Origin of the sequence: uncultured Microscilla sp., assembly GCF_947493425.1 — a bacterium.
Lineage (GTDB): Bacteria > Bacteroidota > Bacteroidia > Cytophagales > Microscillaceae > Microscilla.
In genome coordinates this window covers 18569-32038 of sequence record NZ_CANLRP010000099.1, presented here as the reverse complement: position 1 = coordinate 32038, position 13470 = coordinate 18569, and the positions used below count along the sequence as shown (strand labels likewise).

General features: G+C 42.0%; 10 protein-coding genes. 7 read left to right on the top strand and 3 right to left on the bottom strand.

The window, feature by feature from the left end; genetic code table 11:
- The first annotated feature begins 103 nt into the window (after nt 1-103).
- A complete protein-coding gene (locus Q0954_RS21690; protein ID WP_299460316.1) occupies nt 104-1273 on the top strand; it encodes a calcium/sodium antiporter in 1170 nt (389 codons plus the stop codon).
- 95 nt (nt 1274-1368) lie between these two features.
- Here the strand turns inward: Q0954_RS21690 and Q0954_RS21685 are convergent, their stop codons facing one another.
- Nucleotides 1369-4083: a prolyl oligopeptidase family serine peptidase gene (locus tag Q0954_RS21685; RefSeq protein WP_299460314.1), complete on the bottom strand. Its 2715-nt coding sequence runs from the start codon at nt 4081-4083 to the stop codon at nt 1369-1371.
- Between the two features lie 224 nt (nt 4084-4307).
- On the opposite strand from Q0954_RS21685, the gene gldC reads away from it, so the two are divergent.
- The 5 genes from gldC (at nt 4308) to Q0954_RS21660 (ending at nt 9717) form a co-directional block, all read left to right on the top strand.
- Nucleotides 4308-4652: a gliding motility protein GldC gene (gldC, locus tag Q0954_RS21680; protein WP_299460312.1), complete on the top strand. Its 345-nt coding sequence runs from the start codon at nt 4308-4310 to the stop codon at nt 4650-4652.
- Between the two features lie 178 nt (nt 4653-4830).
- Nucleotides 4831-5991: a tRNA 2-thiouridine(34) synthase MnmA gene (mnmA, locus tag Q0954_RS21675; protein WP_299460310.1), complete on the top strand. Its 1161-nt coding sequence runs from the start codon at nt 4831-4833 to the stop codon at nt 5989-5991.
- A 136-nt stretch (nt 5992-6127) separates the two neighbouring features.
- On the top strand, nt 6128-6844 hold the full coding sequence (locus Q0954_RS21670; RefSeq protein ID WP_299460308.1) for a hypothetical protein: 717 nt from the start codon (nt 6128-6130) through the stop codon (nt 6842-6844).
- 273 nt (nt 6845-7117) lie between these two features.
- Entirely contained in the window at nt 7118-8821 is a 1704-nt protein-coding gene (locus tag Q0954_RS21665; protein WP_299460306.1) for a S8 family serine peptidase, read from the top strand.
- Nucleotides 8822-9087: 266 nt separating this feature from the next.
- Nucleotides 9088-9717 carry an NAD(P)H-dependent oxidoreductase gene (locus Q0954_RS21660; RefSeq protein WP_299460303.1) on the top strand — a complete coding sequence of 210 codons (630 nt, stop codon included), beginning with the start codon at nt 9088-9090 and terminating at the stop codon, nt 9715-9717.
- 73 nt (nt 9718-9790) lie between these two features.
- Here Q0954_RS21660 and Q0954_RS21655 read toward each other — a convergent pair whose 3' ends face one another.
- Both Q0954_RS21655 and Q0954_RS21650 read right to left on the bottom strand, forming a co-directional pair.
- Nucleotides 9791-10381 carry a methyltransferase domain-containing protein gene (locus tag Q0954_RS21655; protein WP_299460300.1) on the bottom strand — a complete coding sequence of 197 codons (591 nt, stop codon included), beginning with the start codon at nt 10379-10381 and terminating at the stop codon, nt 9791-9793.
- Between the two features lie 113 nt (nt 10382-10494).
- Nucleotides 10495-12000 carry a hypothetical protein gene (locus Q0954_RS21650; protein ID WP_299460297.1) on the bottom strand — a complete coding sequence of 502 codons (1506 nt, stop codon included), beginning with the start codon at nt 11998-12000 and terminating at the stop codon, nt 10495-10497.
- 131 nt (nt 12001-12131) lie between these two features.
- Between Q0954_RS21650 and Q0954_RS21645 the strand changes: the two genes are divergently transcribed.
- Nucleotides 12132-13223, top strand: coding sequence for an aminotransferase class V-fold PLP-dependent enzyme (locus Q0954_RS21645; protein WP_299460294.1), 1092 nt, complete (start codon nt 12132-12134; stop codon nt 13221-13223).
- The last annotated feature ends 247 nt before the right edge of the window (nt 13224-13470 follow it).

The following is a 13470-nucleotide window of genomic DNA, read 5'->3' as shown; positions in this document are numbered from 1 at the left end:
TAAAAATAACGAAGTATCAAGGCGAAAAATCACCCCTCAGAGTGTAAATTTATTTTTGAACAATTCCTAAGTTAAATTTTATTCAAATTAAACCCAGAAAAGAATGTCTATTTGGTTGGCTTTAGTTGTTATCCTGCTTGCGTTCTATGTAATGACAGAAATCGTAGATCGACACTTTATTAAAAGTTTGGATAACATTGCCGAATGGATGAAGTTACCACCCAGTGTGGCTGGTGCTACGCTCCTTGCGTTGGGCACCAGTGCACCCGAAATATCCACAGCACTTTTTGCTTTGTTTCTTGAGGGAGCCAACCCTGCGACTGGTGTAGGTACCATTGTAGGTTCGGCTATTTTCCAAATACTGGTAGTGATCGGCTTTGCGGCAGTAGTGAAAACATCTTACCTCAATTGGCGCCCTGTAATGCGAGACAGCATTTTTTATGCGTTTTCGGTAGGCTTACTCATCTTATTTGTTGCCGATAACAAGTTTACCCTTATAGAAGGAATAGCATTTGTAGGCAGCTACTTTCTTTACCTCTTTGTGCTGTTTTTATGGACAAAATATGTAAATGAAGAAGCTACTGTACCTAAAAATGGATTTGAAACCCCAGCAGGAAGCGCCCGTACCGAGTTTGAAGGTGCCGCTCATCATTTAGACACCCCACGCCCTATAGAAGCTATAGAAAAAGACATGGAAGATGAAACTCGTCGTAATCCATTTAAGATACTACAAAAAACCTTGGGCTATCCGGTAGAGTTTCTCATGAAGTTGATACCTGACCCAGAAGAAAAACCCCGCTGGACAATCCCTGTTTTCTTACTATCACTGGTTATTATTGCTGGGGCTTCTTATTTTTTAGTTATAGCTGCCGAAGATCTTGCCAAAGCCATGAACATACCCACAGCCATCATTGCCCTTACTATACTCGCTGGTGGTAGCTCTATTCCCGAAATGATTTCATCAGCAATTGTTGCCAAGCAAGGAAGAGGAGACATGGCCATTGCCAATGCCATTGGTAGCAATATTTTTGATATTCTAATGAGCCTTGGTTTACCCGTATTGATTTATATCTTGATCAAAGGCCAGCCCCTTACCGACTTGGGAGGAGCCAACATTACCTCTTCTATCATTTTGTTGTTTACTACATTGATTGTAGTAGTCTTGCTTCTATTTGTTCAAAAGTTTAAAGCTACCCGCCCCTTTGGTTTATTTCTTATTTTCTTGTATTTAATATATGTAGTAGCTGCCTATATGGGTTGGATTGGTGGTTAAAAACTTGCCTACTCACAGCATCGAAAAAAGCCCTTGTTCTTTTTATATAGAGCAAGGGCTTTTTTGGTTATTTAAAATGTCTCTAAAGAAGCAGTTTACTTCAGGTCTTTTACTACCCTTATGCCTACGTACTTGGTAGCTGTTTTTACTTTTTGGCTGCCTTCATCGGCATAGTCATAAGCACTGTAACCATAGGTAGCCAAGCGGTTGGCTTTGGTATAATACTCGGCAGCGTTCCCTCCCAAATCGTAGATGGTAGCCTTGCCTACTTTAGTACCTTTAAAGCTGCCCCCTTTCATTAATAAAGAAGTCCTTAGCTTGGCTATTTTTTGTTCAAGCCCTGGTACATCATCAATTGTAACTTTGTAGCCTGCCCAATAATTAAGCGAGTTTTCTTTGGCAGCGAGCGTTCGCGCTTGCGTGTGCAAAGCCTTGCCTTCCTTTTCGTTAGGTAGTCGAAATTTTTCACCCGTTTTGCTTGCCAGCCAAGCCACATACTCCTTGGCCTTAGCAGTGCCTATGCCCGTTGCCGGATGATTGGCTTCTGTCACCAAAAACTTATGTTGAGTGTCAAAAGCCCGGTATTGGGCATTGGTTACCTCAAAACGCCCGATGGCTATAGAGTCTTTTTTGATAATAGCTACCTCTGGGGTAAGCACTCCATTTTTCATTACGCCATACACCCCATCCTGATTGGCTGCTTTTTCTTTGATCAATAGCAAGGCCAATGGGCTTTTGGTACTAAATGATTCGTTGGGCTTTTCATAAGTTTTAAACAAATACTTATCAAACCAGGTTTGCTCTTCTTTTACCTTGCGCATTTGATGAGTAAGTTTTCGTAAACCGTGGGGTTGCCCCGGAAACCATAAAAAACGTACTGGTGCCTTGCCTACTTGCTGTAAAGCCCGGTAATACTCCCACCCTTGGTCGCGGGGCACTGCCCTGTCGTTACTTCCGTGAAATATCAAGGTAGGTGTTTTTACTTTTTCGAGCTCAAACAAAGGCGACTTGAGTATATAAGCCTCGTTGTAAGTTTTACCATTCCGATCGTCCCAGGGGGCACCGCCAAAATAACTTTGATCAAACGTAACCCCAAAACGGCAAGTACCATAGTCAGACGTCCAGTTTACATCCCCTGCTCCAGCTGCGGCTACTTTAAACATATCGGGGTAGCGCACTGTAAGCATGGTAGTTAAGATGGCTCCGTTTGACCAACCCATGACCCCCATTTTGTTTTTATCTATCAGCCCTTGGTCTGCCAAAAAATCAATTCCTTTGGTAATGTCTACCATCTCCAGGTCGTAATAGTTCTTCTTAATAGACTCTACAAACTTGAGTCCGTGATTGCTTGAGCCGTGGTAATTGGGCTTGAACACAAATGCCCCTTTTTGGGTAAACAACTGTACTGGATACGCCCATCGAAAACTCCATGCGTCGCGATCGGTGCTGGCGGGTCCTCCATGAATAGCTACCACCAAAGGGTACTTTTTTCCTTTTGTATAGTTCTGAGGGTAATACAAAATACCATCTACCTCTTCGTTGTTGTAACCTTGCCATTTAATCACCTTGCTTTTGCTGGTTTTCTTCTTTTTCCAACTTTCATTCAAAGTAATCAACTCCTTACCCGCTGTAATGCTTACCTTACGCTTTTGTACCAGCTCTCCTATACGGTATTGTACAGGCACCGACGCTGTAGAGTAAAGGTAAACCACTTGCTTTTTATCTGCCGATAAGGCACGCACTGACACATGGTCGGCCATATCACCCAAGGCTACCATTTGCTTTGCCCAACGATTGCCTTGCTTTTTCATCAATGCCAATTTATTGGTGGGACCATTGGCCAAGTACACCAATACATCGTTACCTACTATATTTAAGCCATAGCTTAAGTCCCACTTCCAGTCTACTGGAATATTGACTACCTGTGGGTTTTTCACTGTCATGTAGTGCAACTTAGTGACTCCAGCACCCCCCCATTCAGGGTCAGACGATTTGGTAGAGGTAAAATAAAAACCTTGGTTGTCTTCCGAAAACTCAAAGTTGCCAGGTCCTTGGTAAGTATCTTTTAAAACCGCTGTTTTTTTACCTGTTTTTAAATTCCAGATGTAATAAGCAGGGCGTGGCTTGCCATCAGAGGCGTAATGCAACGACCGTAAGTGAGTGGTAACCATCCATTGACCATTCTTTGACACTGCCAATGATACAATAGGGTAGCGATTGTCGGTTTGACGCTCTATTTGCTTGGTTTTCAGGTTAAACGAAAATACTCTGGTGGCTTTCATGTGCTCGGTATCTTCTACCACTACCACATTGTCTTTTTCTTTTTTGAGCTGTTGTTCACGATAACTTGCCCCTTCGCTGCTTACAAAAAACAAGGTGTGTTGATTGCGTAAATGAATATTTGAAATACTATTTTTAAAAGTGTGTACCTTGTAGGGTGCTCCTCCATACGTGCTCATTGCCCAAAGTGCTTTGCCCTTGGCTCTTGACGATAAAAAGTAAATAGTTTCGCTGTCTGCCGAAAAAACAGGACTATAGTCAGAGTCCTTGCTTCTGGTTAGTTGAATAGTTTTATATCGGCCTTTTTTGTTAGTCATGTCCAGACGGGTAAGGTATAAATCACTGATAAAGCGATCTTTTTTCTTATCAGGACGACGCTTTACCCACACAACCATTTTGCCATTGGGCGAAAACCTAAACCCTTCTCCAGATACCTGATTAATCACATCGTCAGGTTTCCAATTACCTTTTTGGGCTTGTACCAATGCACTCAAGCCAACTAAGCATATCAACAAATAAATATTTTTCATATAAATGGTTATTTTAAACTTTGGCCGCCAAAATACTGAAAAGTTTTTGTTTTGCCTCCTCTCTCTATTCTAGTATTCCACATCATCACCTCTTTCTATCACCTGATTAGTTTTATCTATCACTCCCATTTATTCCAATAGTTAAAATATCAACCTTTTGTTGTAACTTTGCGATTTATCGAAGTTTCCGAAAGTCGGAGCCACTTGTTAAGTTAAAGAAATCAATGCGAAAAGAAGATATTAATATCAATGTAACATTGGACGATGCCAATGTATGTGAGCAAATACTTTGGATGGCTACCAATACACCTGACCAGGGTACAAACGGTTCGAAGGCTATGTCTTTGTCGTTTTGGGACGAAGACGGTAAAGGTACTGCCAAAATGGATTTATGGACTAAAAAAATGGAAATTCATGAGATGAAGGCATTTTGTATCGAAACAATTGCTGGACTCGCCGATACCATTCGTCAGGCAACCAACGATGAAGCAATGGCTATGGATATAGACGACCTATGCCGACGCTTGAGCCAACGTTTGAAACAGGAAATGGAACAACAAAAGCAATAAATCAGTTATCAGTAGAGAGTCATCACGTGAGCAGTACTCTTCACTGATGATTCTTTACACAAATCTGTTCACAAACAAATCAGGTACTGGGTGCTAGGTACTTGGTGCCGGGTAGCTTTTTCATTGCTTTACAGCAATACCCAGTACCTAATCCCCAAAACCTAATACCTTAAAAAAAATGAGCAAAAAAGGACGAGTTTTGGTGGCAATGAGTGGAGGGATAGATAGCTCTTTGGCTGCCGTTCTACTACACGAACAAGGCTACGAAGTAGTAGGCATTACAATGAAAACCTGGGATTATGCTTCGTCGGGTGGAAGCAAAAAAGAAACTGGTTGCTGTAGCCTCGACTCTATCAATGATGCCCGAAATATTGCCGTTGACCTCGGTTTTCCACATTTAATCTTAGATATTCGCAATGAATTTGGCGATTATGTGATCGATCATTTTACCAATGAATATCTCGACGGGCGCACACCTAACCCTTGTGTATTGTGCAACACCCACATAAAATGGGATGCGTTGCTACGTCGTGCCGACAAGCTTGACTGTGAGTATATAGCCACAGGGCATTATGCCAACATTCGCGAAGAAAACGGGCGTTATGTCATATCTAAAGGCATTGATGAAGGCAAAGACCAATCGTATGCTTTGTGGGGGGTTTCTCAGCAAAGCCTGAGCCGTACCATATTGCCCTTGGGACAACTATATAAATCTCAAATCAGAGAGATGGCTATAGAACGGGGTTTTGTAGAACTGGTAAATAAATCAGAGTCTTATGAAATATGCTTTGTACCTGACAACGATTACCGTGGCTTTTTGAAAAGACGCGTACCAGAACTGGAAGAAAAAGTAGATGGTGGTGATTTTATATTGGAAGACGGTACAGTAGTGGGCAAACACAAAGGTTACCCCTTTTATACTATCGGACAACGCAAAGGTCTGGGCATTGCTTTGGGCTATCCGGTGTATGTGACTGGTATAGACAAAAACAATAACCGGGTAGTACTGGGTACAGTAAAAGACCTGGAAAAAAATGGCATGATTGTAAACCAACTAACTTTACAAAAATATGCCGATATGAAAGGAAAACCTTTGGAAACCATTACCAAAGTAAGGTATAACCACGAGGGGGCTCCTGCCCGTATCGAGCAAGTAAGCGACCATGAGATCAAAGTTTGGTTTCACGAAGAAGTAAGCGCCATTGCTCCTGGGCAAGCCGCTGTTTTTTATGAAGGAGACGACATGATTGGTGGGGGTTGGATTAAATCGAGCTTTAAATGGCAAGAAAACGAAGAGGGAATCATTGTAGAAAACTCAGCATTGCCTTCTTTAAAATAATACACTTGGTATAACTATTTGGGCAAACCTACTGCCCAGGTAGTTTTATTCATCTACGGCTCTATTTTGAAACTATATTGAGGCAAAACTTGTATACCTGCTAAGTATATTGTTTTCAAATTATTGAACGTCTGTCATGCATTATCAAAGTAATTTTACCCAAACACTCACTTATATTCTATTCTTATTGATTGTAAGTTCTACCTTTACAGCCTGCTCTACCAAACCACTAGATCCTGATTCGATAGAACTAGGTACCACATTTTTTCCGCTCGAAACCGGACGGTATATCGACTACCAGGTAGAAGACATTCAGTTTACCCTGATTAATGACCCTGATACTAATCGTTACCAAATAAGAGAGCTCGTTGCAGAAGAGTTTCAAGACATTAATGGTGACCCTGCCTTTCGACTCGAACGGTTTAGACGGGCTACGGCGAACAATACCTGGCAACTTGACTCGGTATGGGTTGCCAAACGTTCACTCAACCAGGCAATTGTCATACAAAGTAATTTACCGTTGATAAAAATTGTTTTCCCATTAGAAGAGGCTAAGCCCTGGGATGGCAATATACTCAATGGACTGGATCAGGATTTATACGAAATAGCCAATTTGAATAGGGCTTTTGCCATAGATACGTTTAATTTTGCCAATACACTCAAAGTCATTCAAGGTAACGACTCTAGCTTGGTGTCTATGGATAAACGCAATGAAGTATATGCGGCAGAAGTAGGCCTTGTATATAAAGACAGTACGGTAGTAACATTTTGTACCGAAACACCAGATTGCTTTACTCAAATAGAATCAGGGCGGAAGTCGATACAGAAAGTCATTGGCTATGGAAAACAATAGTTTTGTTGAGTGGTTTTAACCTAAATGAAACTAATCAATCGTTAGCCCCTACAAGGTTCCAGGAACTGGGTACTTGGTTTTACACCCTGTTCTACCAGTTTCTACCGATTTCATAGTATGCTGATTATTAGTATTTTATAAATTCGGTAGATGGAAGCCGTAGTGACCTGAAAACCTGCCATAACTTGTTATGCCTGGGCTACAACTCAATAAACTCTTGAATAACGACTATAGACTCATTAAAAAAATAAAACCCAACTCTCTCATTATATTATGCAACATAAAAGACTATTATTCTTACTGATAACTACTTTGTTAGCAGGCAATGTGTCGGGCTACAGCCAAGTTATTAAAAAACATTTTATCTACCTTACCGATAAAGCCAACTCTCCTTACTCAATTGATAAGCCTGCCGACTTTCTCTCAAAACGCTCTATAGAGCGCAGGAACAAACAAAGTATCAAAATTACCACCCGCGAGCTCCCTGTAAACCCTGATTATATTACCCAAATAAAAAATGCTGGGGCGAAGGTATGGTACAGCTCTCGCTGGCTCAATGCAGTGTTGATAGAAGCCAGCGACGCTACATTGGCTGAAGTAATCAAGCTGAGTTTTATAAAAAGTAGCCAGGTACTCAACAAGGGCAGACAAAAAAGACAAATAGAAAAAGAAGAAAAACGTCGACAACGTGCCGCCCGCAAAAAGCAGAAAAAAGCTGCCAATGGCAAACAACGTACTACCGAGGACATCACCATTGAGTCGGAAGCTGACTATGGCAACTCGCTTTTTCAGGCAAAAATGATTGGGGCAGACGCTATGCACGAGGCAGGTTTTAAAGGCAAAGGCATTGCCATAGCAGTAATGGATGCTGGTTTTCAGAATGTAAACAGTCTCAACTTTTTTAAACATTTATTCAGCAATCAACAAATTGGGGGCACTTATGACCTGGTAGATAATAAAGAAGATGTATACAGCACCGGAAGCCACGGTACCAAAGTATTGTCTACAATGGCGGCTTACCTAAAGGGTACTATAATAGGTACTGCACCCGAAGCTACCTATTGGCTCTACCGTACCGAAGATGTGAGCTCAGAGTATAGAATAGAGGAAGTAAATTGGTTGATAGCTGCTGAAAAAGCCGATAGTGCAGGCGTAGATATTATCAATTCATCGTTGGGCTACAACACATTTGACGATGCCAGCATGAACTATACCTACCAAAATATGGATGGTAATACCACCATCATCACCCAAGCTGCCGACTTTGCTGCTGCCGTAGGTATTTTGGTAATTAACAGTGCTGGAAACGAGGGCAATGACCCTTGGAAATATATAGGAGCTCCTGCCGATGGTGACTCAGTGTTGACTGTAGGGGCAGTAAATCCGAATGGTACTTATGCTTCTTTTAGCTCTAAGGGGTACACCTCTGACGGCAGGCTAAAGCCGAATATTACAGCCATGGGAAGCAACGTTACCATGGTGGGCCCATTTGGATCTACTGTTGGCAATGGTACTTCATTTTCGGCCCCTACCCTGACTGGGCTGGCAGCGGGATTTTGGCAGGCAAATCCAGCGCTTACCAACATGCAAATTATTGACTACCTGCAACGCTCAGCAAACCAGGCTGCCAAACCCGACAGTTTACTGGGCTATGGCATCCCCAACTTTAACCGGGCACAGGCAATTGCCACTAACCCTACTGCATTGACCAAAGCCACTGATGGTAGCTTTAGTTTTTCGCCCAACCCTCTAGATGGCTCTCAAGCTTTGCGCATCGTGTTTAAACCAAGCTATCGCGGCAAGAGTGTTCAAATGCACTTGTATGACGCCAACGGCAAACTGGTGGCTTATGAGCATTTGGCAACCGCACCCATTGAATATAATTGGGGCAAACCAGGCAAGCTTGCCAGTGGGGTATACACGCTCAAGATAAACACCAAAACTCACTCAAAAACAGCAAAAGTGGTAAAGAATTAGCCTGTCATTGATCAACTAGAGTACTAGCCAACGCCTCCTCTTTTGTTCTATGCCAGGTCAGGACCAAAAGAGGGCGCTTATTTACCAAACAATGACTCTTTTCTGATATGTTCTTAGATTATTTATATCAAAGCCATATAAATACCCAAACATTAGTTGCGTAATCAACAATTTTCAAGAAATTAACATTTCATTAAGGTAAAGTAAAGGTAAGGTTCCATAGATTTGGCAAAAAGTAACAAACACAAGACAATAATCACTATCTAATGGAATTGATAAAAAACCTAGAGTGGCGATATGCCACCAAAAAGTTTGACCCCAGCAAAAAAATTAGCGCTGAACACTTAGAAAAAATCAAAGAAGCTATACGTTTGTCGGCTTCATCTTACGGCTTACAATTATACAAAGTGCTCATTATTGAAGATGCTGAAGTAAGAGAAAAGCTTAAAGGGGCTTCCTGGGGGCAAACCCAGATTACTGATGCATCACAAGTGGTGGTTTTTTGTAGCTACAATGAAGTGCAAGATGCGCACATAGATGATTACCTTCAGCGTAAAGCTACTTCAGTAGGTATGAAAGTAGAAGACCTCAAAGGGTATGCAGACTTTATGAAGGGTAAACTTAGCGAAAAAACAAGCCAGGAAATACAAGAATGGACTGCCCGCCAAACATACATTGCTTTGGGCAATTTGCTTGCTGCTACTGCAGAGCTAAACATTGACGCTTGTCCTATGGAGGGTTTTGAACCGGCTGATTACGACAAAATTTTAGGGCTTTCTGATCAAGGACTCAGCGCAACTGTAGTGGCTACCATTGGGTACCGATCGGCAGAGGATCAAACACAACACGCCCCAAAAATAAGAAAAGAAGCCAACGAGCTTTTTGAGGTAATATAGTCAGCTAACAGTAACAAGCGGCAAGCAACAAGTGGAACACCTTGTTACTTGTCGCTTAAATTTTGTTCTTTTCTCAATCATTAATCAAACATATAAACCACTCTGTATCCTGCCTTGGTGCAATGCTGTTGTAACAAAGGGCAAAATGCCTGGCAGTAAAATGAGGCAGAAAATACTCTTGATGTTGCTGTTCGGTGGCTCCAAAAGGGGGTTCGGTACGGTCTAAAAATACGTTGCAAAACAATACCCCTACCAATTTACCTTCAGGTTTAAGCAATGATTTCACTTTTTGTACATAACTCTCCCGCAAACTAGGGTTAAGTGCACAAAAAAAAGTTTGCTCAATAATTAAATCGTATTGCCCTGCCAGCTCGAAGAAATCTCCTTGTAATAAATGAGCTTCTGGAAAATCAGGAGACCTTGACTTGAGGTTGTCTAATGGGGCTTGCACAATGTCTATCACAGTTACATTAGTAAAGCCCTGTTGGTGCAAATATTCTGCTTCATGACTATTGCCTGCTCCTGGAACAAGTATTTTCAAGTGCTTATCCTCTAATTGATCTACATAAGCTTTGATAGGTGTAGTAATGCTTCCGGCATCCCAACCTGTGTCTTGTGCCTGATAACGGTTGCTCCAAAAGTCTTTGTCAAGTGTTGTGTTCATAAAGATATTGTATTTTGTGTGTCTATGTCTAAAACAGTAAATGTGCAACAATGTTGCGGGCACCATCAGAAAACCCCTGTACCAAAATGAATACTTACGACCCTTTGTCGGCACTAGAAAATCCGCCTATAAATTACACAGTTATAACCAGCACGCTCTACGCTTGACAAAAGTCCCCAGCGAGTAATTTCACGACCCAAAGCTGAAGGAGCTATTGCCAGACGTGCTACCCGCCTAAACTTGCCTTGGCTAAGGTAATATTTTACAATGGCTGGTTTTCGTTGCTGCAAATGATCTGTAACAATCAAATACTGATACTTGTATTGGGTACGATGCCGGGCTTCACGGTCAGCAGTAGTACCATATAAGTCCATATACTGGTAGTGGCTCCCTGCCTGTAACACTGCATAAAAATACATTGGTTCGCCAATTACCCTTGCCCCTTTTGGAATGTGCTTTTGCACAAACTGAGTGGCTTGTTGTGGTTTACGTTGATGAAGGCTTGCCACTACCTGCAGGTTTTTTAAAGCAAAATAACTCAAGTTAAACATTGCCAATAAAACCAAGGGATACATTTGCAAATGATAGCGTCTGGCGGGCAGTTGACTCAGGCTATAAAATACCAATAAATAATAAAAAGGCAAGATAAATACCGAATACTGACCATAATCGCGCACTAAGCAGTAAAACAAACCTATGCTACCTAGCCCTACCATTATTGGAGCTACCCAAAAGCGACGTGGATACTTACACAATAAGAGCACGCTTGCCAAAAATGCAGTGACAATCAATACATAGGAATGGCGAGGTACATAACCCACCCCACCAACAAACCAACCCACCAAAGAATCTTTAATCGCTTCATTTTGCCCCAAATAAGTATCAACAAAGCTTGTTAAACTGCCAAAAGCCACATAAATCCAACTTGAATAAAGGCCGATAATGCAGCCTCCCCAAAGCATCAAAAGAGGTAATTGCCTGCGCCATTGCCACACCAAAGCTACTGTCAGAGGCACAAAAATAAAAGCTACCCTTGGGGTAGTCAACGAGGCAAGCGCTACCATCAGTCCTGAGGCTGCTACCTGGTACCAAGGCAAAGTTTGCGCTCTTAGCAACCCTGGCATCAACAAATATATGCTACCCAGGGCAAAGCTTAACGCCAACAAATCCATACGTCCCTCGTGCATTACCAGGTAATACAAGGGGTCGGTAAGCAATAATAGCCACCAACCTTTTTGCCAAAGCCTCCAGTTGGGTTGTTGAGGCAAATAATGTTGATACAATTGACCAAACAAGCCACTACTCAACCATACCACTACCCCACCCGCCATCAAATTTACTAACCGGAAGCTGGCAATGCTAAAACCAAACAGCTGAAAACTGATACCTGTCAGCCAAAAGTATATAGGGCCGTAAAGCTTTACTTCGGTAAAAATGGCTACTTGTGGCACCAGTTTTCCGGTGTTTGCCCAATGCCAGGCAATGCTGGCAAAAAAAGTTTCGTCGAACCAGGGCAAGGGGGATGTATGAAGGGTAAAAAACTGCAAGAGCACAAAAACACCCACAAATACCCAAAAGAAAAGCGAAAAAATGAAAGGCCTTTTGCTGGATAGTTTCATGAATGATATTAAAATATTTTTAAGTTTACTATTGGTTTATCAAATACACTTGCTTACGTTCGTGCTCTGACAGTTGATGGTAATATGTGCTCATCAACAGTATTGATTATTATTTCAGATATATCAGAATCATGAGCAAACAAACATTTTTTACTCCCGGACCCGCTGCCCTATATCCTACCGTGGCACACCACCTGCAAAGCGCTTTAGATACGCAAATCCCTTCTATTTCGCATCGGAGTAAGGTGTTTCAGGGCATTTATGAGCAAACATACCATAATATCCGAACAATTTTTAAACTACCCGATGATTATGCCGTGCTTTTTACAGGGTCGGCTACCGAAGTATGGGAACGCCTGCTACAAAATTGTGTAGAAAGCGAATCTTTTCACTTGGTAAACGGGGCTTTTTCTAAGCGTTTTGCTGACTTTGCCCAACTCATGGGTAAAACTGTCCACCTACACGAAGTGCCTTTCGGCGAAGGGTTTGACATGGCCAAAGTGGCAATACCCACAACTGCCGAAATGATTTGTGTGGCGCACAACGAAACCAGTGCAGGGGTAAGCACGCCAGTAGATGATATTCATGCTCTCAAAGACCAACATCCTGATAAATTACTAGTGGTAGACATGGTCTCGTCAGCACCTTTGCCTTTGCTGGATTTTAATAAAATAGATGCGGCTTATTTTTCGGTACAAAAAGCATTTGGAATGCCCGCTGGGTTAGGGGTTTGGCTGGTAAACAAGCGTTGCCTTGACAAAGCCAAAAACCTGGAAGCCAAAGGGCAAGTAACGGGGGCTCATTATCGATTAGTAAACCTTTGGAAATCGTTTGAGAAGTTTCAAACACCTCCTACGCCCAATGTGCTGGGCATTTACCTGTTGGGTAAAGTAAGCGAAGACATGCTCAACCAAGGCATCAATCAAATACGGCACGAAACCGAGGTAAAAGCCAACCTTTTGTACAATGCCTTGAGCAACCCAACGGTTTTCAAGGGGTTTTCTCCTTTTGTGACCAATCGCCAGCACCGCTCTGCATCGGTTATTGTAGCCAACACTCCTGGTTCGGCGGCTGAGTTTATAGCCAAGGTAGGGCAACACCACATGACCATTGGTAGTGGCTATGGCAAATATAAAGATACTCAAATACGCATTGCTAACTTTCCGGCAACCAGTGTGGCTCAAATAGAACAATTGATTGAAACAATGAGCCGATGTATGTAGTTTTGTTTGATGATCGGGTGGAGTAAAGTAGGGGTTCATTTTACCCTACTTTATCCCCCAATATCAAATACACGGTTATCGTATCAAGGTGAGACGATCAATTCTCACATTAGCAGTTGATTAAGCTACTTCTTGTGCACTATGTATTGTATTCATAGCACACATTCGGATATCCTTCTCTATTGTTTTACCTCAGAAGACCCAAACTTGTCGCTTTTTACTTTTAGTAAAAAAAGTAAATGATTTC

Bases quoted from the DNA above. Each gene is read 5' to 3' on its own strand.
- Q0954_RS21670 (WP_299460308.1), top strand. From the start codon at position 6,128: ATGCATTATCAAAGTAATTTTACCCAAACACTCACTTATATTCTATTC.
- gldC (WP_299460312.1), top strand. From the start codon at position 4,308: ATGCGAAAAGAAGATATTAATATCAATGTAACATTGGACGATGCCAAT.
- Q0954_RS21685 (WP_299460314.1), bottom strand. From the start codon at position 4,083: ATGAAAAATATTTATTTGTTGATATGCTTAGTTGGCTTGAGTGCATTG.
- Q0954_RS21650 (WP_299460297.1), bottom strand. From the start codon at position 12,000: ATGAAACTATCCAGCAAAAGGCCTTTCATTTTTTCGCTTTTCTTTTGG.
- mnmA (WP_299460310.1), top strand. From the start codon at position 4,831: ATGAGCAAAAAAGGACGAGTTTTGGTGGCAATGAGTGGAGGGATAGAT.
- Q0954_RS21690 (WP_299460316.1), top strand. From the start codon at position 104: ATGTCTATTTGGTTGGCTTTAGTTGTTATCCTGCTTGCGTTCTATGTA.
- Q0954_RS21655 (WP_299460300.1), bottom strand. From the start codon at position 10,381: ATGAACACAACACTTGACAAAGACTTTTGGAGCAACCGTTATCAGGCA.
- Q0954_RS21660 (WP_299460303.1), top strand. From the start codon at position 9,088: ATGGAATTGATAAAAAACCTAGAGTGGCGATATGCCACCAAAAAGTTT.
- Q0954_RS21645 (WP_299460294.1), top strand. From the start codon at position 12,132: ATGAGCAAACAAACATTTTTTACTCCCGGACCCGCTGCCCTATATCCT.
- Q0954_RS21665 (WP_299460306.1), top strand. From the start codon at position 7,118: ATGCAACATAAAAGACTATTATTCTTACTGATAACTACTTTGTTAGCA.